At 65.3% G+C, this 21,680-nt stretch carries 19 protein-coding genes and 1 pseudogene; 13 read left to right on the forward strand and 7 right to left on the reverse strand.

The window, feature by feature from the left end; genetic code table 11:
* Positions 1–2 precede the first annotated feature (2 nt).
* The 12 genes and pseudogenes from BDD21_RS03870 (at position 3) to yacG (ending at position 10,745) form a co-directional block, all read left to right on the forward strand.
* Positions 3–2,339 (forward strand): MMPL family transporter, encoded by a 2,337-nt coding sequence (locus tag BDD21_RS03870; RefSeq protein WP_120796018.1) that lies wholly within the window; start codon positions 3–5, stop codon positions 2,337–2,339.
* 248 nt (positions 2,340–2,587) lie between these two features.
* Entirely contained in the window at positions 2,588–3,787 is a 1,200-nt protein-coding gene (locus BDD21_RS03875; RefSeq protein ID WP_211335182.1) for a beta-ketoacyl-ACP synthase, read from the forward strand.
* A complete protein-coding gene (locus BDD21_RS03880) occupies positions 3,778–4,605 on the forward strand; it encodes a beta-ketoacyl synthase chain length factor (RefSeq protein ID WP_120796020.1) in 828 nt (275 codons plus the stop codon). The genes BDD21_RS03875 and BDD21_RS03880 overlap by 10 nt, the downstream gene beginning before the upstream one ends.
* Positions 4,602–5,063, forward strand: coding sequence for a hotdog family protein (locus BDD21_RS03885; protein WP_120796021.1), 462 nt, complete (start codon positions 4,602–4,604; stop codon positions 5,061–5,063). Before BDD21_RS03880 ends, BDD21_RS03885 begins: the two co-directional genes overlap by 4 nt.
* 82 nt (positions 5,064–5,145) lie before the next feature.
* Positions 5,146–5,280 (forward strand): annotated as a pseudogene (fabG, locus tag BDD21_RS03890) (3-oxoacyl-ACP reductase); the annotation flags it as partial.
* A gap of 11 nt (positions 5,281–5,291) precedes the next feature.
* Positions 5,292–6,089, forward strand: a complete 798-nt coding sequence (locus tag BDD21_RS03895) for a glycosyltransferase family 2 protein (protein WP_120796022.1) — start codon at positions 5,292–5,294, stop codon at positions 6,087–6,089.
* A gap of 122 nt (positions 6,090–6,211) precedes the next feature.
* Positions 6,212–6,673, forward strand: a complete 462-nt coding sequence (locus BDD21_RS03900; RefSeq protein WP_425470211.1) for a hypothetical protein — start codon at positions 6,212–6,214, stop codon at positions 6,671–6,673.
* 209 nt (positions 6,674–6,882) lie between these two features.
* Entirely contained in the window at positions 6,883–7,551 is a 669-nt protein-coding gene (locus tag BDD21_RS03905) for a YdcF family protein (protein ID WP_170164681.1), read from the forward strand.
* A gap of 73 nt (positions 7,552–7,624) precedes the next feature.
* Entirely contained in the window at positions 7,625–9,085 is a 1,461-nt protein-coding gene (locus BDD21_RS03910; protein WP_120796024.1) for a B12-binding domain-containing radical SAM protein, read from the forward strand.
* Between the two features lie 76 nt (positions 9,086–9,161).
* Complete coding sequence (locus BDD21_RS27725) at positions 9,162–9,338, forward strand: hypothetical protein (protein WP_170164682.1); 177 nt, start codon at positions 9,162–9,164, stop codon at positions 9,336–9,338.
* A gap of 263 nt (positions 9,339–9,601) precedes the next feature.
* Positions 9,602–10,369, forward strand: a complete 768-nt coding sequence (zapD, locus tag BDD21_RS03915; RefSeq protein WP_120796025.1) for a cell division protein ZapD — start codon at positions 9,602–9,604, stop codon at positions 10,367–10,369.
* A gap of 190 nt (positions 10,370–10,559) precedes the next feature.
* Positions 10,560–10,745 carry a DNA gyrase inhibitor YacG gene (gene yacG, locus BDD21_RS03920; RefSeq protein ID WP_120796026.1) on the forward strand — a complete coding sequence of 62 codons (186 nt, stop codon included), beginning with the start codon at positions 10,560–10,562 and terminating at the stop codon, positions 10,743–10,745.
* A gap of 86 nt (positions 10,746–10,831) precedes the next feature.
* Here the strand turns inward: yacG and BDD21_RS03925 are convergent, their stop codons facing one another.
* From BDD21_RS03925 to BDD21_RS03940, 4 genes are all read right to left on the reverse strand, one after another.
* On the reverse strand, positions 10,832–11,758 hold the full coding sequence (locus BDD21_RS03925; protein WP_120799737.1) for a Nudix family hydrolase: 927 nt from the start codon (positions 11,756–11,758) through the stop codon (positions 10,832–10,834).
* A gap of 20 nt (positions 11,759–11,778) precedes the next feature.
* On the reverse strand, positions 11,779–13,035 hold the full coding sequence (gene argJ / locus BDD21_RS03930) for a bifunctional glutamate N-acetyltransferase/amino-acid acetyltransferase ArgJ (protein WP_120799736.1): 1,257 nt from the start codon (positions 13,033–13,035) through the stop codon (positions 11,779–11,781).
* Between the two features lie 8 nt (positions 13,036–13,043).
* On the reverse strand, positions 13,044–15,896 hold the full coding sequence (gene secA / locus BDD21_RS03935) for a preprotein translocase subunit SecA (RefSeq protein ID WP_120796027.1): 2,853 nt from the start codon (positions 15,894–15,896) through the stop codon (positions 13,044–13,046).
* 356 nt (positions 15,897–16,252) lie between these two features.
* The gene (locus BDD21_RS03940) at positions 16,253–17,017 is read right to left on the reverse strand and encodes a M23 family metallopeptidase (RefSeq protein WP_342769592.1); all 765 of its coding nucleotides are present in this window, start codon (positions 17,015–17,017) and stop codon (positions 16,253–16,255) included.
* Positions 17,018–17,345: 328 nt separating this feature from the next.
* Here BDD21_RS03940 and BDD21_RS03945 point away from each other — a divergent pair, with 328 nt between their 5' ends.
* Positions 17,346–17,900, forward strand: coding sequence for a DciA family protein (locus BDD21_RS03945; RefSeq protein ID WP_120796029.1), 555 nt, complete (start codon positions 17,346–17,348; stop codon positions 17,898–17,900).
* Here BDD21_RS03945 and lpxC read toward each other — a convergent pair.
* The 3 genes from lpxC to ftsA all read right to left on the reverse strand — a co-directional run bounded on the left by lpxC (position 17,897) and on the right by ftsA (position 21,679).
* Positions 17,897–18,808: a UDP-3-O-acyl-N-acetylglucosamine deacetylase gene (gene lpxC, locus BDD21_RS03950; protein ID WP_120796030.1), complete on the reverse strand. Its 912-nt coding sequence runs from the start codon at positions 18,806–18,808 to the stop codon at positions 17,897–17,899. The genes BDD21_RS03945 and lpxC overlap by 4 nt on opposite strands.
* 251 nt (positions 18,809–19,059) lie before the next feature.
* Entirely contained in the window at positions 19,060–20,235 is a 1,176-nt protein-coding gene (ftsZ, locus tag BDD21_RS03955) for a cell division protein FtsZ (RefSeq protein WP_120796031.1), read from the reverse strand.
* A gap of 208 nt (positions 20,236–20,443) precedes the next feature.
* Positions 20,444–21,679 (reverse strand): cell division protein FtsA, encoded by a 1,236-nt coding sequence (ftsA, locus tag BDD21_RS03960; protein ID WP_120796032.1) that lies wholly within the window; start codon positions 21,677–21,679, stop codon positions 20,444–20,446.
* Between the last annotated feature and the right edge of the window lies 1 nt (position 21,680).

The following is a 21,680-nucleotide window of genomic DNA, read 5'->3' on the forward strand; positions in this document are numbered from 1 at the left end:
CGATGCAGCTGGCGACGCTAAAGCGGCGCTCGATCCTGCTGACGGCCTGGCTCGTCGTTCTGGGGTTCCTCGCCCTCTGGAACGGTTTCAACCTGCGCCCGAGCACCGACCTGTCTCAGTTCCTCCCACGCGGCGTGTCCCTGCAAGACGAGGTGCTCCTGTCGCAGGTGCGCAGCGGTGTCGCCGCCCGCACCCTGCTGCTGCGCATCGGCGGGGAGCGGCCGGCCGAGGCGCTGGCCGACGCGAGCCGCGCTCTGGCCGCGCGGCTGCGCAACGATGAGGGATTCCAGCAGGTCGCCAACGGCGAACTCGATCTCGCAATACGCGACACGGACCCGGACCTCTTCCGCTACCGCTATCTGATCGGCCCGCACGACGCCTGCGTCGATGCACTCACCGAGCCCGCACTGCGTGCCGCACTCGAAGAACGCCTCGCGGAGCTGGCCTCGGGCGCGGCCATGCTCGACAAAGAACGCTTCGGTGCGGATCCCACCGCCTGCTATCGCCACCTGCTGCACGCGCTGATCCCGCAACACACACCGGATCGCCGGCATGGGGTCTGGTTCAGCCCCGACGGCGACCATGTGCTGATGGTCGTGGTCACGGATGCGCAGGCATCGGATCTCGCCGCGCAACGCCGTGCGGTCGAGCACATACGGGACGTCTTCGATCACCTGCCCGAGGGCGCCGGTCTGACCTTGGACCTCGCCGGACCCGGCTATTTCGCGGTCGGCTCGGAGCAACGCATCAAGACCGAGACGCTGGTGTTGAGCATCGCGGCCGGCATCGCCACCGCAGGGATCCTGGCCCTCGCCTTCCGCTCCGCGGCGCTGGTGCTGCTCGGCATGCTGCCGCTCCTGAGCGGGGTCATGGTCGGAGCCGCATTGGTGTCCTGGGTGTTCGGCTCGGTGCACGGGATCACCCTGGCCTTGGGTGTCACGCTGCTCGGGGTCGCGCTCGACTATCCGGTGCACGTTTACGCCCATGCCGCCGGCGCCGATGACCTGCAGACCAAGTCGGTCTGGCGCACGCTGCTGCTGGGCATGGCGACGACGGTGCTCGGCTACGCGGCCTTGGCCTGGACCAGCTTCGAGGGCCTGTCGCAGCTCGGCGTCCTCGCCGCGGCGGGTTTGATCACGGCGGCATTGACCTCCCGTTACCTGCTGCCTGCCCTCATGCCCGACAGCTACCGGCTACCGGAGCGCCGCTGGCTGGCCGCGTTACAGGCCCGTCGACCGCATTGGTCGCCGCGGACAGGTCTCCTTCTGTTGCTGCTCGGTCTCGCCGGACTCGGGCTGGTCGTGTCGATCGGCGGCAACCCGTGGGAAACCGACATCCGCCGTCTGAGCACGGTGCCGCAGGCCGAGATCGAGAAGGACAGCCTGATCCGCGCCCAGCTCGGCGCCCCGGACGTCTCGCGCCTGCTCTATGTCGTGGCGGATGACGAAGCGGACGTGCTCGAGCGTCTGGAGGCGGTGCTGCCCGACTTGGCCGCCCTCCAAGCACAAGGGCTGATCGGCGGATTCGACACTGTCGCACGTTGGCTGCCGAGCCCTCAGACTCAAGCAGCGCGCCGCGCGGCACTCCCGGAGCGCGCCGAGCTGACCGCGCGCTTGGCGGCCGCCAACGCCGAGCTGCCGTTTCGTCTCGAACGGCTCGCGCCCTTCCTCGACGACGTGGAAGCCTCGCGGGATCTCGAGCCACTGAGGGCTGCCGATCTTGCCCGAGGGCTCATCGGGACGCGCGTCTCGATGCTGCTCCAACCCCTCGGCGACGCCTGGCTCGGCCTGGTGCCCCTGTCCGGTGTCGGCGAGGACGCCGTCGCCCCCCTGCAGGCGTTGGCCGAGCCCGGCGGGATCCGTTATCTCGACCTGCGAGAAGGCACTGCCGAACTGCTGGCCGGATTCTTTACCGAGACCCTGGACAAATTCCTTCTCGCCGCACTCGTCATCGCGCTCGCCCTCGCCCTCGCGCTGCGTGGCCTCGCGCGGATCGGCTTGGTGCTGCTCCCGATCGTCATCGCACTCGTCTGGACCTTCACGCTGTTGATCCTGATCCAGGGTTCGGTCAACCTCTTCCATCTGGTCTCGCTGCTCCTGGTCGCGGGGCTCGCCGTCGACTATAGCCTCTTCCTGAATCGCCCGGCCGCCGACGAGGCGGACCGGCTGCGCTCGCTGCTCTCGGTCAGTGTCGGCGCAGGATCGAGCTTCGCCATGTTCGGCTTTCTTGCGCTGTCCGCGATCCCGGCTTTGCAGGCAATCGGTCTCACCGTGACCTTGGGCATCCTCTGCGCCTACGTCATGTCGCTGCTGCTGGCGAGGGCCTGGCCTGTTGGTTAAACTCGGGTAAACCGCGTCCAGAGCGAGATGCTCGCTTTCGAGTGAGTTCGACGTTTGGTGCATCCACGGCCCTTAGCGTGGACGCGGTTTAGAATATTATATTTTTTAATAACTTAAACCGCGCCAACTCCAGCGTTCGTCAAGTCCGCCGGGGCCGATCCCATCCAAAGGCATCGCATACCGCTCTGGGCGCGGTTTAAACAGGGTTTTTCAACGCCAGGGAACGCCACCGCCGAACAACCATGCCGATCTCGCCCGCCAGGATCCGTGCCTACACGCTGACGACGGCGTTGGGACACGGCTGCCGACCGCACCGTCAAGCCCTGAGCGAGATGCGGCCCGGCCTGCGTCTCTGGACGCCGGAGGAGGCGCCCGTGCAGTCCTGGGCGGGTGTCGTCGACGGCCTGGATGCGGTGCGTCTGCCGGCGCGGCTCGCCGAGTTCGATTGCCGCAACAACCGTCTCGCCGAGCTTGCGCTCGGCGGCGACGGCTTCGCCGAGCAGGTCGAGGCGGCTCGCGAGCGCCGCGGCCCGAGCCGGATCGGCCTCTTTCTCGGCACCAGCACGTCCGGCATCCGCCACACCGAGCAGTGTTACCGGCGCCATTTCGAGGAGAAGACGCCCGGTCTCGGCGATGATCTGCGCTTCGCCTATACCCACGCCTACGTCTCGCTCGCGGACTACTGCAGACGTCGGCTCGGACTGAGCGGGCCGGCCGTGGTGATCTCCACGGCCTGCTCTTCCGGCGCCAAGACCTTTGCGGCGGCTCAGCGAGCCTTATCGGCCGGACTCTGCGATGCGGCCGTCGTCGGTGGCGTCGATACACTGTGCGCAACCACGCTCTTGGGGTTTCACGCACTCGGCCTGCTCTCGCCCACCCCTTGCACCCCTTGGGGGCAAGGACGTACCGGCATCAGCATCGGCGAGGGCGCGGCCTTTGCCCTGCTGGAGCGCGACGGCGACGCGGACGACGACGGCCTGTCCCTGCTCGGCTTCGGCGAGAGCACCGACGCCTACCACATCGCATCGCCTCACCCGCAGGGCGACGGCGCGGTGCTGGCGATGCGCGCGGCACTCGACTCGGCGGGCCTGAGCGCCGACGCGATCGATTACATCAACCTGCACGGCACCGGGACACCGGCCAACGACCTGTCGGAAGACCGGGCCGTGGCGCGGGTGTTCGGCGAAGCCGCGATCGCCGGCGCCACGAAGGGCTGGACCGGGCATACCCTTGGCGCGTCCGGGGCGGTCGAGGCGGTGATTTCGCTGATCTGTCTTCGGGAGGGGCTGCTCCCGGGCACGCTCAATACGCAGCGGTTCGATCCCGAGCTCAAAACACGCCTGATTCGCAACAGCGAGGCGCGACCCATCGCTCGGGTACTGAGCAACGCCTTCGGTTTCGCCGGCAACAACTGCGCACTCGTCTTCGGACGGACCTCATGCGCCTGACCGTGACCGGGATCGGAATCGTCGGACCCGGGCTCGCCGACTGGACCGATGCTCGCCCCGTGCTCGCTGGCGATCGGCCCTATGTCCCCGACACGCTGAGGGTCACGGCGCCGGTCGGACTGAATCCGAACGAGCGGCGCCGCGCGACACTGGCGACTCGCCTCGCCCTGGATGCGGCACGGCAAGCGACTGCCCAGCGAGCGAATGCCCAGCGAGCGAATGGAGGCGACGATGAGGCCACGACCGAGCTCGCCACCGTCTTCGCCTCCGCCGACGGGGACATGGGTCTGATCGACTCCATGTGCCGGGACATCTACGCGCATCGGGTCCCGCCGTCGCCGACGGTGTTCCAGAACTCGGTCCACAACGCGGTCGCCGGCTATTGGTCGATCGCCGAGGGCTGCCGGGGTCCGTCCACCAGCCTCGCGGCCGGCGACGGCACCTTCGCGGCGGGGCTGCTCGAGGCCGCTACCCAGGTGACCTACTTCGCAGGCTCGGTGCTCTTGGTCGCCTTCGAGGTGCCTGCACCCGAGCGGCTGCATCCCCATCGGCCCTTCGACAGCGCCTTCGCTTGTGCACTGCGGCTCGGACCGGCGGCACCGAGCAGCGACCGAACCACGCTCGATCTGACCCTGTGCGACGACGAACAGCCATTCACGCCGATGCAGGATGGCGCACTGGAGGCCATGCGCCGGGGCAACCCGGCGGCCCGCGCGCTGCCGCTGCTCGCGGCCATCGCCGCCGGCAGACCGGCCGTCATCCGATTGCCCTACTGGCCGGGGCTTCGGCTCGACGTCCGTCTGGAGCCAGCCGCATGACCCTGCTCGACGAGGTCTACGCCAAGCTTCCGCACGCCGGTGCCATGTGCCTGCTCGAGGAGGCACTCGAGCACGACCGAGACTCTATCCGCTGCGCGACGACATCCCACCGCGACCCGTGCAATCCGCTGCGTCGCGACGGCACCCTGTCCTCGGTTCAGGGCGTGGAATATGCCGCCCAAGCCGCGGCTGCGCACGGCGTCCTGACCGATGTCCTCGACGGCGAGACGGCCCTGCTTCTCGGAGCCGTACGCGACCTGGAGCTGAGCGTCGCGAGACTCGACTGTCTGCCGACTCCGCTTCAGGTGACGGCATGGCTCGAAGCCCGCGCCGGGGTCAATGCCGTCTACCGCTTCGAGCTGAGCGCGGACGAACGCGTCTGCGTGCGCGGCCGCATCACCCTGTTAAACCGCGTCTCACCGAGATCGAGGACACCTCCGAAGCCAAACGCAACATGAAAATGACGTATGTCGCGCTGGGCGCGGTTTAGGCCCCGCCACGGACGCCGTATGAAACACGCACTGGACACGGGTGCGAGCGGCGCCCTTGGCCGGCATGAAGGCGGAACAAGGGTCACGCGTCGTCGACGTCGCCTTGCTCGGCTTCTACAATGTCACCCAGCCCCTGCTCCTGCCGATGATTCGCGAGCGCTGGGGACAGATCATCAACCTGAACGGCGCCATGGCATGAAAGGAACCATCGTTGTCATCCCCGCATTCAACGAAGCGCGAACGATCCGCGAGGTCGTCACGGCCGTCCGTCGCCAGGACGTCGATCGCATCATCGTCGTCGATGACGGCTCTATGGATGCCACCGCGACGCTGATTCGTTCGCTTCCGACGGAGGACGCCGCCCTGCCGAGCCTGGAGCTGATCCGCCATCGGACCAATCTCGGCAAAGGCTTCGCCTTGGCAAGCGGCATCGCCCGGGCCATCGCCTGCGGCGGGCAGCGCATCGTCACAATCGATGCGGATGGTCAGCACTGCTCGGGCGACATCCCGCGCTTGGAGCGGGCCGCCATGCGCGCGCCCGAGGCCATCGTCATCGCCGCGCGAACCGAGGCCCGGGAGGCGGCCCCAGCCCTGCGCCGCTTCGCCAACGAGGTCGCGGATTTTTGGATCTCCTGGGCCTGCGGGCGTCGCATCGAGGACACCCAGTCCGGCTTCAGACTCTATCCCGCCGCCGTGCTCGCGCGTCTGAGCGTGCGACCGCGCCGCAATGCCGGTTTCGCCTTCGAGACCGAGATGCTGATCGACAGCGTCGCCGCGGGCGCCGAGATCCGCAGCGTCCCCATCATGACCCGCTACCTGCCGGACCGACGTCTCAGCCATTACCGACCCTGGCGCGATACCTGGAGCATCATCCGGCTGGTCGGCGCAAAACTGCTGCGCCGCGGCCTGTATCCGACGGGCTTGCTGCGCTCGCTCGACCGGGGAGTCGGCTCGGCGAAAGGCGGCACCGCTGCGCTGCGGGACATCGACTGAGCTCAACGCAGAAGCGGACCACTGCCCTTCAGGCTATCGGGCGCTGGAAAAGAAGAACCCACCGCCCAACGGCCTGAAGGCTCAGTCGACGCGGTGATGACGACAACAATAGGGAAAAGCAGATGGAAAACGAGATCGCGCTCGGCAAACAGAGCCCCAAGAACGCTTCACGGCGCCGGGGGATTCAGGGGATCTTCAATATACGGATGCTCATGCTGCTGGTCATGGCCGCGAGCGTCATCGGTCTCGGCGGCTGTCGGACCGCGCCGATCCGGGATCTCGACGCACGTCCGATCCCGCCGGGCGCCACCCTTCCCCAGGTCAGCAAGGCGATCCAGGGCGCCGGCAACAGCTTGGGATGGGCGATGCAGGAGACCCGCCCGGGCATGATCGTCGGCACCATCTTCCTGCGCGACCATATGGCGAAGGTCGAGATCCCCTTCTCCACGTCCAGTTACAGCATTCGCTACAGCGCCAGCACGAACTTGAAATACAACGAAGAGAAGCAGACGATCCATTCCAACTACAACAGTTGGATCGCGAACCTCGACAACCAGATCCGAGCGAACCTATCGATGCTCTAAACCGCGCCCCACGCGGCATGCAATGTTTTTGGATGAAATCAGCCCCGGCGGATTTGACGACCGCCGGAGCCGGCGCGGTTTAAGAGATTAAAAAAGATATGATTTTAAATCGCGTCCCCGCTAAGGGCCGTCGATGCACCAAACGCCGAACTCACTCGAAAACGAGCATCTCGCTCTGGACGCGGTTTAGCCTCGATCGTGAAGACACCGTGAGCACACCCGGAACGATCGATCGGGACGAGATCGGAACCTTTGCGCTGACCTGTCTGGTCGGGGTCGCGGGGCTGGGGCTTCCGTTCTTGGTCGCGTTCGCCCGCGTGCTCGCGGTCGGCCTGCGAACGAAGGCCGATGGCGCAACCGGCGTGGTCGTGGTCTTCGGCAAGCGCTTGGTCGAGGACCGACCGGACCGGGACTATCGGGCACGGCTCGAAACGGCCGCGCGGGTGGCGGCCGTTTCGAGCCGCCGCATCCTGATCCTCGGAGGCCGTACAGGCGGGGCACGCATCACCGAGGCCGAGGCGGGGGAGCAGATGCTGCGCGAACTCCCCGGCGATTACGAGCTGCGCATTGCGCTGGAGCAGACCTCGCACGACACCTTGACGAATCTGCGCAATGCGCGCGAGCTCATGGCCCAGAGCGAGTCGCGCGAGCCGCTGACACTCGTCTCCAATCGCTATCACCTGGCCCGGGTCGGTCAGATGGCGACCAGCCTCGGCCTGAGATACCGACTCTGCGCAGCCGAGGATGTCGCCACCGCGCTGCGCCCCTCGTCCCTTCATCGCTGGCTGATCGAGGGCTTCTACGTCGCCTGGTTCGCCACCGGCAAGACTTGGGCCCGCCTGACCCGCAACCGCCGCATGGTCGCCCGGGTGACCTGAGGCGCGACCGCCGCGGCCGGCCCCGAGCATCGAATGCCGCCCCGCTCCCCGGTGGCCGAGGAAGTCCAGCCGTATGCACATCCTGCTGATCAAACCCAAGGCGCGACTGAGGTCCGTTCTCGGTCTTCAGGCGTTTCAACGCATGGAGCCCCTTGAGCTCGGCTACCTGGCCGCCGCGGCCGGCCCCGAGCACGACACCCGGATCCTGGATCTGCGCCTGGCCGCCTGGCCCGAACTCGACCTCCTCGACAGCCTGCGGCGCTTTCGCCCCGATCTGGTCGGCATCACCGGCTACAGCCACGAGGCGTCCAGCGTCAAGCGGATCGCCAGCCGAGTGCGCCGATCGTTGCCCGGAACAACCATCGTCGTCGGCGGACATCATGCGACCGTCGCCCCACGGGACTATCGGATCGAGGCGATCGACGCCATCGTCCGCGGCGAAGGATGCGCACCCTTCGCACAGATCGTCGGTGCGCTCGCCGCCGGCCGCGGGCTCGAAGACATCCCGCAGGTGCTGTTGCCGAATCGGAGCTGGCGCGACGACGAGGAGCGGCTCTGGCCTTTGTTTCCCGATCCCGCCATGCTGCCGCTGCCCAGGCGCGACCTCTGGGACACCCGCCATTACCGCAGCATCTGGACCGGCGAGAAGCTGCCGCGCTGGCATCCCTTGTTCCCGAGGGTGGCGATGGTCCGCACCTCCTGGGGCTGCCGCATGAAGTGCTCCTTCTGCATCGTGCCGCATCTGTGCGGCGGCATCCACCGCACGCGTCCGGTGCAGTCCGTGGTCGAGGAGATCGCCTCATTGGCTGTGGATCACGTCTATTTTTGCGACGACGAGAACTTCATCGACGAGCCCTTCGCCTGGGCGCTGGCCGAAGCCTTGGAGGCACGCGGCGTGAAGAAACGCTACTTCGCCTGGACCCGCGCCACCACCGTCAACCGCTCCCCGGAGCTGCTGCGACGCTGGCGCGAGATCGGCCTGGATGCGGCCTTTATCGGCTTCGAGTTCCCGAGCGACGCGGAGCTCAAGCGCGCGGCCAAAGGCGGAACCGTCGCCGCCAACGAACGTGCCCTGGAGCGGCTGCGCGCGATGGACGTGGCCGTGCATGCCGCCTTCATGGTGCAGCCCGAATACCGGGCGCTCGAGTTCGCGAGACTGCGCGACTACGTCAGCCGACTGCCGCCGGTGCAGTGCAGCTTCACCGTCTGCACGCCCTCCCCCGGCACCCCGGACTATCAGGCCATGCAGCCGCGGATCTGGGTCGACAACCCGCATGACCTGCACGACTGCATGCATCCCCTGACCCCGACGGCGCTGCCGCTTCGCGAGTTTGTGCGCTCATTCGCCGAGCAGGCCCATGTCGCCCTGGAAAAGGTGCCGATGCGGGTCAATCGCCATCTGGCCGCGCCCGATCAAATGATGAGGGTCGCTCTCGCCGGCCGGAAGTATCATCAGGGTCTCGCGTCCATCGATCGCGACTACCCCGCGGCGCTTCGGGGCAAAACGGCCGCCGCGATCAGTCCCGAAGGATGAGCCTGAGGCGCGTCGCCGGCGCAAATCGATGTGGGCGATTCATGACAACGGGAGAGCAAGCATGCGGAAAGGAAATATGTCGAAGGCATCGATCGTCGGCCTACTGGTCGCCCTCGCGGCCTTGACGGCCTGTACCAAGCAAGAGTCGAAAGAAAACTGGAACAACATCAAGGAAGGCTCGAAAAACACCTGGCAGCACGCCAAGAAGGCGGTTTCGGAGGGTACCGAGGACTTCAAGGAGAGTACGAAGTAGGCTCGCGGATCAGGCGCTCGAAACGCGCCTCGGGCACCCGCGGTGCCCTCGATACGAGGGGCGGTTCAATGCGGTGCCCGAGGACCGTATCCGGCGTGATGATCGGATGATCGGCGCGGGCGTGACAACCCCTCGCGAAATCGGGAGAATTCCGGCCATGGTAGCGCGCACCGCATCGCGTGGTGCGCCACATTCGAACAATTACCGCGCCGACCGAGCCGAGATGACCGGATCCGGATCGCGCCGAGCCCCGAGGCGCCTTTGTGTCGACACTGATGACCTTCGAGCATCCGCTGAACGAGCGCGTCCGCACCTTCCTGCGGATAGAGCATCTGTTCGAGCGGCTCAACCACTTCGCACCTCAGTACGACGCCTGGGCGACCCGAGTCGCTGTCGAGACCTTGCTCGACATTGCCGCGGTGACCGCACGCGCAGACGTCAAGAACGAGCTGCTCAAGGAGCTTGAGCGCAACATGACCACGCTCAAGCGTTTCGGGGATCAGCCCGGGGTCGATCCACGGGCCTTGGAGCAGGTACTCGGCGACCTTGCGGATGCCGTCGGCGGCGTCCATGGCCTGTCCGGACCCATCGGGCAAATCGCCCGCGAGGACGATCTTCTCAAGAGCGTCGCCCAGCGCAGCAGTATTCCGGGCGGCGCCTGCAGCTTCGATCTGCCGCAGTTTCATCACTGGCTCATCCAGGCACCGGAGCTCAGGAAGGCACGGATCGACCACTGGCTTCAAGATCTGCGACCGGCGGAGCGGGCAATCCGTCTCGTCCTCTCGCTCGCCCGCACCAGCGCATCACCGCGTCAGGTGCTCGCGGAGGGCGGTTTCTTCCAGGAGGCGCTCGATGTGCAGGCGCCTGCGCAGATGGTGCGGGTCGGCATCAACGGGACCGGTGCACTCTATCCGGAGATCAGCGGGCACAAGGGCCGCTTCAGTATCCGTTTCATGATGACCGGCACTCAAGGACGGCCAGCTCAGATCCCGGAAAACATCCCCTTCAAGCTCACCTGCTGCGTCTTTTGAACCGCGTCCTGCACATCATGCATTGTTTCGACTCCACCCCTGCCCTCGCACCCACCAAGCGCCTCATCGGTGGACGCGGTTCAGAGGTTTTCGTTTTGCTCCTTAACCGCGTCCGGCACGGATCCTTAGACGTGCACCGAACCGCCGACGACAGCGAAACATCGATCTTCACTCGGGACGCGGTTTAGCCATGGACACGATCGTCTCCTGTCCGCGTTGCGGCAAATCGGTCGTTTGGGGTCCGGAGTCGCCATGGCGCCCCTTCTGCAGCAAGCGCTGCCGTTTAGTCGATTTGGGCGAGTGGCTGGACGAGAATCACCGGATCCCCGGCACGGAGGACGATCCCGACGAAGATTCGCCGATGAGCGAGCATTAAACCGCGCCCGGCGCGGTATGCGATGTTTTGGGTGGGATCGACCCCGGCGGATTTGACAACCGCTGGAGCCGGCGCGGTTTAACCGATCAATCGATCGGCCAGAAGCCTCGAATCGCCGCAACACCCTGCGCACCATGCTCACGGGCGAGATCCAGATCAGCTCCGGTCAAGCCGCCCAGCGCATAGACCGGGAGTGTCGCCGCATCCGCCAGCTCGGCGAAGCGGCGCCAGCCGAGCGGCACGGCCTCGGGGTGGGAGGCGGTCGGCTGGACTGGCGAGAGCAGGGCGTAGTCGAGCCCGATGCGCGCCGCCCGCAAGAGGTCTTCGGCGTCGTGACAGGAGGCACCCACGAGATCGTCGGGCAGACCCGGACGCCCGCTCAGTCCGGCGAGGGTCTGGCTGCGGAGATGCAGGCCGTGACGCGGGATACCGAGCGTCTCGCCCGGATCGCGATTCAAGAGGAGACGTGCACCGCTTTGCTCGCAGAGCCTGAAGGCGTCGCGTGCCAGATTCCGATAGTCGGCGTGATCCAGTTCATGCGCACGCAGCTGAACGAGCCTGATACCGCCCGCGACGGCACGCGCGAGCCGCGCGAGGAAGACCTCGGGCCTGAGCGGGTCGGGACCCGTGATCAGCATCCGCCCGGGCAGGCGCAGCGCGGCGATGATGGGACGATCCGCAGCGGGGAAACAGGCCGGATCCATGGTCTCGGGGCGCTGCCAGGCGAGGGGCTGCCCTTCCAAGCCCGCCGGAATGCCCGTGTAGGAGCGAACACACCGGACATCCAGCAGGACATGGCGGTCGCCGTAATGGTGTCGGATGCGGATCAGCGGACGGCTGTCGCTGACCTCGATACCCAGCTCCTCGGCCAGCTCGCGCGCAAGGCCCTGCTCGGGCGACTCGCCGGGCTCGAGCTTGCCGCCCGGAAACTCCCACAGCCCGCCCTGATGGACATGATCGGGACGTTTGGTGACCAGCACGCGTCCAGCCGGGTCGGAAATCGCGCCGACCATCACATGAATCGGATCGACGCTCAACTGCGGTATTCGGCGTTGATCCGAACGTATTCATAGGACAGATCGCAGGTCAAGACCTGCGCCTCGGCCAGACCCCGTCCAAGCAAGACGCGGATCAGGATCTCGGGCTCGGCCATGACGGCGGCTCCGGCCTCCTCCGTATAGTCCGGTGCGCGACCGCCGTCGGCCACGATCAGGACCTCGCCGAGATGGATTCTGACCCGATCGATATCGAGATCCCGAAGACCCGCACGTCCGACCGCGGCCAGGATACGGCCCCAATTGGGATCCGACGCAAAAAGCGCCGTCTTCACCAGGGGCGAATGGGCGATGGTGTAGGCGACCGCGCGAGCCTCCTCCACATCCGCAGCGCCTTCGACCTGCACGGTCACCAGCTTGGTCGCACCCTCGGCGTCGCGCACGATGGCGGTCGCCAGCTCGACACAGACCGCATCGACGGCGCACTGGAGTGCAGCGTATCCCGGCGACGCGCCGTCGCGGATCTCCGAATTCCCGCAGGCCCCGGTTGCAGCAAGCACGCACGCATCGTTGGTCGAGGTGTCGCCATCCACCGTGATGGCATTGAACGACCGAGCGACCGCTGAGCCTAGACAGGCTTGGAGCAGATCGGGCGACACGGCGGCATCGGTCGCGATGAAGGCCAGCATAGTCGCCATGTTCGGACAGATCATCCCGGCGCCTTTGGCGATACCGGTGATCGAGGCGGTGCGCCCGTCGATCTCGAAGCGGCGCGAGACCAGTTTCGGCACCCGATCCGTGGTCATGATGGCCCGCGCTGCAGCGGGCCAATCGGATGCATCCAATCGGCTGAGCAGGCCCGGCAATGCCGCGGAGATGCGAGCGACCGGCAGATGCTCGCCGATCACGCCGGTCGAGAAGGGCAGGACCTCCTCGGCGACACAGTCGCCGACAACGGCGAGTGCCGCACAGCTCGACTCGGCGTCCGCCATCCCGCGCCGACCTGTCCCGGCGTTGGCGTTACCGGCGTTGATCAGCAGGTAGCGCGGCATCGCTTGACCCAAGTGGGCCTTGGCGACCCGCACGGGCGCTGCGCAGAAGGCATTGCGGGTAAAAACGGCCGCACATCGGCTGCCGGGAGCGAACTCCAGGATGACCAGATCGTCACGCCCCTGGTAACGAATGCCGGCCGCACCCGCGGCCAAGCGTACACCCCCGACGGGGAGCCAGGTTTGTTCCGACTGGACCTGATCGGATGCAATGGGCTCGGACGGGGGCTGCTCGGACCGCGTCATGGTGTCGCTCAGCTCGCCTTGCCGTGACATTGTTTGTACTTCTTGCCCGAGCCGCAGGGACAGGGCTCGTTGCGGCCGACCTTGCGATCGCCGCGGACATAGGGTTGAGCGTGCGCGTCCTCGGCTCCGCGGGTGCTCGCCCGATCGCGACCGTCGGGCTGCGCATCATCCTCGGACCCGGGACCTTGACCGAACCCCTCGAAGCGCTCGTGCTTGAACTCGAACTCGCGCTCTCGCGCTGCCCCGAGCCCCGCAGCCGGCTCGGCCGCGGCACCCGGCTGCGTCTGCACCTGGAGCTTGGCGAGCGTGGCGACGACGTCGTGCTTGATGCTGTCGAGCATCGCGGAGAACATCTCGAAGGCCTCGCGCTTGTACTCCTGCTTGGGGTTCTTCTGAGCGTAGCCGCGCAGATGGATCCCTTGGCGCAGATAGTCCATCGCGGCGAGATGGTCCTTCCAGTGGGTATCCAGGGTCTGGAGCATGACCGCCGTCTCGATCTGGCGCATGGTCGGCGAGCCGACAAGCTGCTCGCGCTCGGTGTAGGCCCCGGTCAGGGTGTCGTGGATCCGCGCGCGCAGCGTCTCTTCGTGGAGCGAATCGTCCTCGTCGAGCCATTTGCGGATCGGCCAGTCGCCACCGAAGTGCTCGCTCAAGGCGGCGCCGAGTCCGTCGACGTCCCATTGCTCTTCGAGGCTTTCGGGCGGGACATAGGTGTTGATCAGGCGCGTCAGCGCATCATCGCGCATCGCGGTGACGGTATCGGAGACATCGACACTGTCCATCAGCTCGCGGCGTTGGCGATAGATGACCTTGCGCTGATCGTTGGCGACGTCGTCGTACTCGAGCAACTGCTTGCGGATATCGAAGTTGCGACCCTCGACCTTGCGCTGGGCGTTCTCGATCGCCTTCGTCACCCAGGGGTGCTCGATCGCCTCGCCCTTCTGCATCCCGAGCTTCTGCATCATCTTGCCGACGCGGTCGGAGGCGAAGATACGCATCAGGTTGTCTTCGAGCGACAGATAGAAACGCGAGGAGCCCGGGTCGCCTTGGCGACCGGAGCGACCGCGCAACTGGTTGTCGATACGGCGGGACTCGTGCCGCTCGGTACCCACGACATGCAGACCGCCGGCGGCCACCACTTGGGCGTGGCGCTCCTTCCAGGCGGCGCGGATGGCGGCGCGATCCGCGTCGGGACCGGCCTCCTCGAGTTCGGCCTCAAGATTGCCGCCGAGGACGATGTCGGTCCCGCGACCGGCCATGTTGGTGGCGATGGTGACGGCGCCGGGGCGGCCGGCCTGGGCGATGATCCCGGCCTCGCGCTCATGTTGCTTGGCGTTGAGGACCTCATGCGGGATCTTCTGCTCCACGAGCAGTCGGTCGATCAGCTCCGAGGTCTCGATCGAGGCGGTACCCACCAAGGCAGGCTGACCGCGGGCGATGCAGTCCCGGATATCCTCGACGATGGCCTCGTACTTCTCCTCCTGGGTCAGATAGACGAGGTCGCCCCGATCGTCGCGGACCATCGGCTGGTTGGTCGGGATGACGACGACCTCCAGACCGTAGATCTGTTGGAACTCGTAGGCCTCGGTATCCGCCGTGCCGGTCATGCCCGAGAGCTTGGGATAGAGCCGGAACAGGTTCTGGAAGGTGATCGAGGCCATCGTCTGGTTTTCGGGCTGGATCGCAACCCCTTCTTTGGCCTCGACCGCCTGATGCAAACCTTCCGACCAGCGCCGTCCCGGCATGGTGCGGCCGGTGAACTCGTCGACGATGATGATCTGGCCGTCGCGCACGATGTACTCAACGTTCTTTTGAAACAGCGCGTGCGCACGCAGCGCCGCATAGACGTGGTGCATCAGGACGATGTTGGCCGGATCGTAGAGACCGCCTTCCTCGGCGAGAAGACCGATCTCGACCAGCATCTGCTCGACGTGCTCGTGACCTTCCTCGCTCAGATAAACCTGGCGCGCCTTCTCGTCGACCGAATAATCACCGGGACCGAAGTCGGGTTGACCCTCTTCGTTGGTGATGGGGGGCTGACGGGTCAGTCGCGGAATGACCTTGTCGATCTGCTTGTAGAGATCCGTGCTCCCTTCGGAGGGACCCGAGATGATGAGCGGGGTGCGCGCCTCGTCGATGAGGATGGAGTCGACCTCGTCGACGATCGCGTAGAAGGGATCGCGCTGCACGCGCTGCTCGGCCACGAAGGCCATGTTGTCGCGCAGATAATCGAACCCGAACTCGTTGTTGGTCCCGTAGGTGATATCCGCGGCATAGGTCTCCTTGCGGGAGACCGGGCGCATGTGGCGGTAACCTTGACCGACCGGCGGCTCGTAGCTCAAATCGAAGAGAAACGACGCCGAGTCCGGACCTGTTCCGCCCGACGAATTGATGACGCCGGTGGACAGACCGAGAAAATGGTAGATTTGACCCATCCAGGCGGCGTCGCGCCGAGCCAGATAATCGTTGACGGTGACGACGTGAACGCCTTTGCCCGGAAGCGCATTGAGGTACGCCGAGAGGGTCGCGACCAGGGTCTTGCCCTCGCCGGTGCGCATCTCGGCGATCTTCCCGTCGTTGAGCACCATGCCGCCGACCATCTGCACGTCGAAGTGACGCAGGCCGAGCGTTCGCTTGGACGCCTCGCGCACGACCGCGAATGCCTCGGGGATCAAGCTGTCGAGATCGGCGCCCGCGGCAAGACGCTCCCGAAACTCAGTCGTCTTCGCGGCCAGGGCCTGATCGGAGAGTGGCTCGAGCTCGGGCTCGAGGGCGTTGATCCGTGCGACGGACTTGAGCAATGTCTTGACGAGCCGGTCATTCCGGCTGCCGAAGACCTTCTTGAACAGATGCTTGACCATCGGATACGTTTGAGACCTGTCGGGAAAATCCCGCCATGATACCGGAATTCAAGGACAACCGCAGGTGGCATCGGATGCGCGCCCGGGGCCGGGGTCGGCGGCCGTTGCCTGCACAAATGGCCCGCAGATCCCCGTGCACCCCGATCGATTCAGCGAGCCCCGAGCCCTAAACCGCGTCCAGAGCGAGATGCTGAATTTTCGTGTGAGACCGCCGTTTGGTGCATCCACGGCCTTTGGCGGGGACGCGGTTTAAAATAATATATTCTTAAAATCTTAAACCGCGCCGGCTCCAACGGCCGCCGAGTCTGCCGGGGCCGATCCCATCCAAAAACCTCGCATATCGCGCTGGGCGCGGTTTAACCGGGTTGATCCTCGGACCCGCCGGCCAGCACGGGCCGGGGCTGACGGTCGATGTAACGGAAAGGATCGACCGCCTTGCCGTCCTTGAGAACCTCGAAGTGGACATGCGGGCCGGTCGCGGTTCCGGAGGATCCGACCGTCGCGATCTTCTGTCCCTGCCGGACCATCTGGCCCTCTTTGACCAGGTTGTCCTGGTTATGGGCATAACGCGTGACCAGCCCGTTGACATGCCGGATGTCGACCATCCGCCCGTATCCGCCCTTGCGACCGCTGAAGGTCACGACACCGTCGGCAACCGCGACAATCGGCGTGCCGCGTGGGCTTGCGAAGTCGACACCCTCGTGAAAGAGGCGTCGTTTCTTGATGGGATGGACCCGAAAACCGAAATTCGAGGTGATGTAACCGGAGCGGACCGGCCAACCGGAGGGCATCGCCTGCGCGGCGAGGCCCTTGTCCATGATGACATCTTCGAGGACCTCGAGCTTACGCTTGCGATCCTGCACCAGGCTGACCATGCTGCCGAGTTCGCTGGCGATCTCGCGAATCGTGAAGTCTCGTGCCGGACCGTCTTCGGCACCGCCACGCGGCGGCGGGTCCGTGAAATCGAACTCTTCGGGATTCAATCCTGACATCTGCACCAGACGTTCGCCGAGTGCATTCAGCCTGAGAAGCTCGGCTTGCATCTCGCCGACACGCGAGGCGATGACATCGAGATCTTCGGTAGCAGCGGGTGGGGGTGCGGGGGTCAGAGGTGCGGGCAATGATCGGGGAACTCTTGCAGGCTGCTGGGCACGGTTGTCGACAAGTGTCGTCATATTTTGATAGTGACCGATCCAGAATCCTAATCCTCCACCGGCCAAGGTGAACAAGACAACGGCCAAGAGCGCTATAACGGCCTGTCCGCGAGCGGTTTTTCGTCGATCGAGGTGGTGCATCGTTGTTTACTCTGCTTTGGTCTCTAACTGATGAGCACTGGGCATATGGCATGATTGTCGCCACAATCGCGCCTCAGGTCGATTCGTTTTTCGCCGTGGGCAAACATCGGGACTCCGTTTGCTCAGGCCTTGCGCATACCGAGGTAAACCTCCGATGCTTCGTCCGGGATTGGCCCATGTCCGCGAGCTACTTCAATCCAACCGCCTGATTCGCCGGCATCTTGAGCATCGCGACCGTGAATTGGCACTGCTCGGCATGGTCCTGAGCCGGTTGCCCGACCCGCTGCGTGCGCACTGTCGCGACGTCGTGTTGAGCGATGGGATCCTGACGCTTTTTCTCGATTCGCCGGCTTGGGTCACCCGCGCACGCTTCATGATCGAGGATCTGACCCGAGCCCTCGAGCGCGAAGGCGTTGCCAAGGTGGTTGCTCAGGTCCGCGTCCGTTCGGAACGCGATGGAATGGATGCCCTCGGGCCAAAACCGCGAGGGACGGTCGAGAGACAACCGAACGGCGGCGGGCGACTGACCCAACAGACTCGCGCCCATCTCCTCGGCGCAGCGGAAGGGATGTCGGATCCGGCCTTAGCCGAGGTCTTTCGACGTTTTGCAAACAATCATGCCCCGGCCGCCATGACGGCGGCCGGGGACAACAGGGACTCGCCGGAATCGCCCGGTATCGTTAAGACGCCTGCTGCGCGATCGGACTAGGCCAGCGCCACCGGGTGTGCATAGCAGATCGGAGACTCCGCGGAGTCCTCGAACACCACCTCTTCCCAAGCACTGACGTCGGCCACCAAAGCCCTCAGCAGGGTGTTGTTGAGTGCATGCCCGGACTTGTGCGCCTGGAAGGATCCGATCAGGGTGTGCCCCAAGAGATAGAGGTCGCCGATCGCATCCAGGATCTTGTGCTTCACGAACTCGTCTTCGTAACGTAGACCCTCGTCGTTGAGGACACGATACTCGTCGACCACCACGGCATTGTCGAGACTGCCGCCGAGCGCGAGATTCTGTGCACGTAATGCCTCGATTTCCCGCAGGAAACCGAAGGTACGTGCCCGGCTTATCTCCTTCACGAAGGAGGAGGTCGAAAAGTCGACGATCGCACGGTTGGATCGCGCATGGAACGCGGGATGATCGAAGTCGATCGAGAACTCCACCTTGAACCCGTTGTACGGCGTGAAGCGCGCGTATTTGTCGCCGTCCCGAACCTCGACCGGCCGCTTGATCCGGATAAAACGCTTGGCGCGGTTCTGCTCCTCGACGCCGGCCGACTGGACGAGGAAGACGAATGGCCCGGCGCTGCCGTCCATGATCGGCACCTCGGCGGCGCCGACATCCACATAGGCGTTGTCGATCCCGAGCCCGGCAAAGGCCGAGAGGATGTGCTCGACCGTCGAGACGCGAACATCCCCCTTCACCAATGTCGTCGACAGCCGAGTATCGCCGACATTGAAGGGTGTCGCCTTGATCTCGACGGGCACGTCCAAATCCACCCGACGGAAAACAATCCCCGTATCGGGCGCCGCCGGCCGCAAGGTCAACGGGATCTTCTCGCCGGTGTGCAGGCCGACGCCGGTCGCCCGGATCACATTCTTCAAGGTACGCTGCTTGAGCATCGGTCGAGGTCTCCCATCGCAAGCCATGGCGGCTGTCGGCATCCGTTGCCGGCTGATCGACGACCGGTCGTGACCCGGCGAGTCCACGCCCGAGCCACGATCGCTTTCCATTCGTCATGTTGTTTTGCGGCTCGCATGCGAGCCACCTGCCGACAAGCTTAGGGTTTTCCCCGACGTTTATCAAGATCAACAACGAACCATTTTGAAGATGCCTGTTTTAAAAGAACTATTCGATACAGGGAAACCCCTGATCAATCGGCCTGGCGCCGCAGAAATGCCGGGATATCCAGATAATCGAGGTCATTCTCGACCACGGCTTCGGCCACAGCGGCGCCGGCGCCGCCGCCCCGGCGATAGATGGCGGGCCGACCCAGGTCGTTGTAGTTCGGCGCGCTCTCGTTGCCGCCCACGCTGCTGACCAGATGCATCGCGGCCGTTTCTTGTGCCACCTGGCGTTTGAGCATGACGCGACGCTCGCCCAGCCCGGTCGCCACGACGGTGACCCGCAACTCGTCGTCCAGCGTCGGATCGATCACGGTGCCCACCACGACCGTGGCATCGTCGTCGGCGAAATCACGCACCGTGTTGCCGACCTCGTCGAACTCGCCGATGGTCAGGCTCAGTCCGGCGGTGATGTTGACCAGGATGCCCTTCGCTCCTGCAAGGTCGATATCCTCCAGCAGCGGGCTGCGGATGGCGGCCTCTGCGGCCTCGCGGGCACGATGCTCGCCGCGCGCAGCACCCGTTCCCATCATGGCCACGCCCATCTCGGACATGACCGTCTTCACATCAGCAAAGTCGACGTTGATCAATCCCGGACGGGTGATCAGCTCGGCGATGCCTTGGGTCGCATGCAACAGCACGTCGTTGGCGGCGCTGAAGGCACCGAGCAGACTCATTTCCTTGCCCAGAACGGCCAGAAGTTTTTCGTTGGGAATGGTAATCAAGGAGTCGACGTGTTTGGCCAACTCCGCAATCCCTTCCTCGGCGATGCGGCGACGCTTGGTCCCCTCGAACGGGAACGGCTTGGTCACGACGGCGACCGTCAGGATACCCAGCTCCTTCGCGATCTGCGCCACGATCGGCGCGGCACCTGTACCGGTCCCGCCACCCATGCCGGCGGTGATGAAGACCATGTCCGCACCCTCCAGGGCCTCTTGGATGCGATCGCGGTCCTCCATCGCGGAGTTGCGACCGACCTCAGGATCGGCACCGGCACCCAAACCTTTGGTGATGCCGGCACCGAGCTGAAGGATGGTCTTCACCTGCGAACTCTTCAGCGCCTGAGCGTCGGTATTGGCGCAGATGAAGTCGACCCCTTCGATGGTCGCGGCGACCATGTGATTGACCGCATTCCCGCCCCCGCCCCCGACGCCCACGACCTTGATGACGGCGTTCTGACTGTGGGTATCCATGAGCTCAAACATGCTGTTGTCTCCTCTCGAATTCGTTCGTTGCACGACCTATGAAACCTCGTACGTGCGCGCCTCGGCGCGCACGCCCCCCCGACACCGCCGCGACGCGGGATGCGTCGCGGCCCGAGACCGCAGGCCGCGGCCCCCCGACCGACGGGGCTTGACGAAACACCCCATCATCAATCCGCTTTCAGCAGGATCAACGCCAAACGCGGTTGCACTAAAAATTGCCCTGGAACCAACTGCGCATCCGTGACCAAGCCCCACGCAGCCCGGCGGAATCTCCGATCTCCGGACGCCGCGAGAAGCGGTGCTGACGCGCGTACATCAGCAACCCCACGCCGGTCGAATAGATTGGATTGTTCACCACCTCGTCCATCCCGATCACGTACTGCGGGACTCCGAGCCGCACCGGCATGTGGAAGACCTCCTCGGCCAGCTCGATCAGACCGTCCATCTTCGAGCTGCCGCCGGTCAGTACCACGCCGCCCGCCACCAGATCCTCGAAGCCGCTGCGGCGCAGCTCGTTGTGCAGCAGGGTCAGAAGCTCCTCGTAGCGGGGCTCGACCACCTCGGCCAAGGTCTGGCGCGAGAGCCTGCGCGGCGGGCGATCGCCGATGCTCGGCACCTCGATGGACTCGCTGTTGGCCGCCAGCTGCGCCAAGGCGCAGGCATGCTTGACCTTGATCAGCTCGGCATGCTGGGTCGGCGTGCGCAGCGCCACGGCGATGTCGTTGGTCACCTGATCGCCGGCGATCGGGATCACCGCGGTGTGGCGAATCGCCCCGTCGGTGAAGACGGCAAGATCCGTCGTCCCGCCGCCGATGTCGACGACACAGACGCCGAGCTCCTTCTCGTCGTCGCCGAGCACCGAATAGCTCGAGCTGAGCTGCGCGAGCACCAGATCGTCGACCTCGAGCCCGCAGCGGCGAATACACTTGATGATGTTTTGGGCGGCACTCACCGCACCCGTGACCATGTGCACGCGGGCTTCGAGCCGCACGCCGCACATCCCGATCGGCTCGCGGATGCCCTCCTGATCGTCGATGATGAATTCCTGCGGCAGGATATGCAGGATCTTCTGATCGGCCGGGATCGCGACGGCGCGCGCGGCATCGATGACCCGATCGACATCGGCCTGGGTGACCTCGACCTCCTTGATCGCGGTGATGCCGTGCGAGTTGAGGCTGCGCACATGGCTGCCGGCGATCCCGGCGTGGACCGAGTGGATCTCGCAGCCGGCCATCAGCTCGGCCTCCTCGACCGCACGCTGAATCGACTGGACGGTCGACTCGATGTCGACGACTACGCCCTTTTTCAGACCCCGCGAGGGGTGTGTGCCGATGCCGATGATCTCGATCTGGTTGTCGTCCTTGAGCTCGCCGACCAAGGCGGCCACCTTCGAGGTCCCGATATCCAAGCCCACCAATAGATTCTTGTCGTTACGTCTCGACATC

The sequence above is a fragment of the Thiocapsa rosea genome (assembly GCF_003634315.1).
Taxonomy (GTDB): Bacteria; Pseudomonadota; Gammaproteobacteria; order Chromatiales; family Chromatiaceae; genus Thiocapsa; species Thiocapsa rosea.

Excerpts from the sequence above, each read along its gene's own strand:
- yacG (WP_120796026.1), top strand. The coding sequence starts at position 10,560 with ATGGACACGATCGTCTCCTGTCCGCGTTGCGGCAAATCGGTCGTTTGG.
- BDD21_RS27725 (WP_170164682.1), top strand. The coding sequence starts at position 9,162 with ATGTCGAAGGCATCGATCGTCGGCCTACTGGTCGCCCTCGCGGCCTTG.
- lpxC (WP_120796030.1), bottom strand. The coding sequence starts at position 18,808 with ATGCTCAAGCAGCGTACCTTGAAGAATGTGATCCGGGCGACCGGCGTC.
- BDD21_RS03880 (WP_120796020.1), top strand. The coding sequence starts at position 3,778 with ATGCGCCTGACCGTGACCGGGATCGGAATCGTCGGACCCGGGCTCGCC.
- ftsZ (WP_120796031.1), bottom strand. The coding sequence starts at position 20,235 with ATGTTTGAGCTCATGGATACCCACAGTCAGAACGCCGTCATCAAGGTC.
- BDD21_RS03895 (WP_120796022.1), top strand. The coding sequence starts at position 5,292 with ATGAAAGGAACCATCGTTGTCATCCCCGCATTCAACGAAGCGCGAACG.
- BDD21_RS03910 (WP_120796024.1), top strand. The coding sequence starts at position 7,625 with ATGCACATCCTGCTGATCAAACCCAAGGCGCGACTGAGGTCCGTTCTC.
- BDD21_RS03900 (WP_425470211.1), top strand. The coding sequence starts at position 6,212 with ATGGAAAACGAGATCGCGCTCGGCAAACAGAGCCCCAAGAACGCTTCA.
- argJ (WP_120799736.1), bottom strand. The coding sequence starts at position 13,035 with ATGACGCGGTCCGAGCAGCCCCCGTCCGAGCCCATTGCATCCGATCAG.
- BDD21_RS03945 (WP_120796029.1), top strand. The coding sequence starts at position 17,346 with ATGCTTCGTCCGGGATTGGCCCATGTCCGCGAGCTACTTCAATCCAAC.
- secA (WP_120796027.1), bottom strand. The coding sequence starts at position 15,896 with ATGGTCAAGCATCTGTTCAAGAAGGTCTTCGGCAGCCGGAATGACCGG.
- BDD21_RS03925 (WP_120799737.1), bottom strand. The coding sequence starts at position 11,758 with ATGGTCGGCGCGATTTCCGACCCGGCTGGACGCGTGCTGGTCACCAAA.
- BDD21_RS03870 (WP_120796018.1), top strand. The coding sequence starts at position 3 with ATGCAGCTGGCGACGCTAAAGCGGCGCTCGATCCTGCTGACGGCCTGG.
- BDD21_RS03885 (WP_120796021.1), top strand. The coding sequence starts at position 4,602 with ATGACCCTGCTCGACGAGGTCTACGCCAAGCTTCCGCACGCCGGTGCC.
- ftsA (WP_120796032.1), bottom strand. The coding sequence starts at position 21,679 with ATGTCGAGACGTAACGACAAGAATCTATTGGTGGGCTTGGATATCGGG.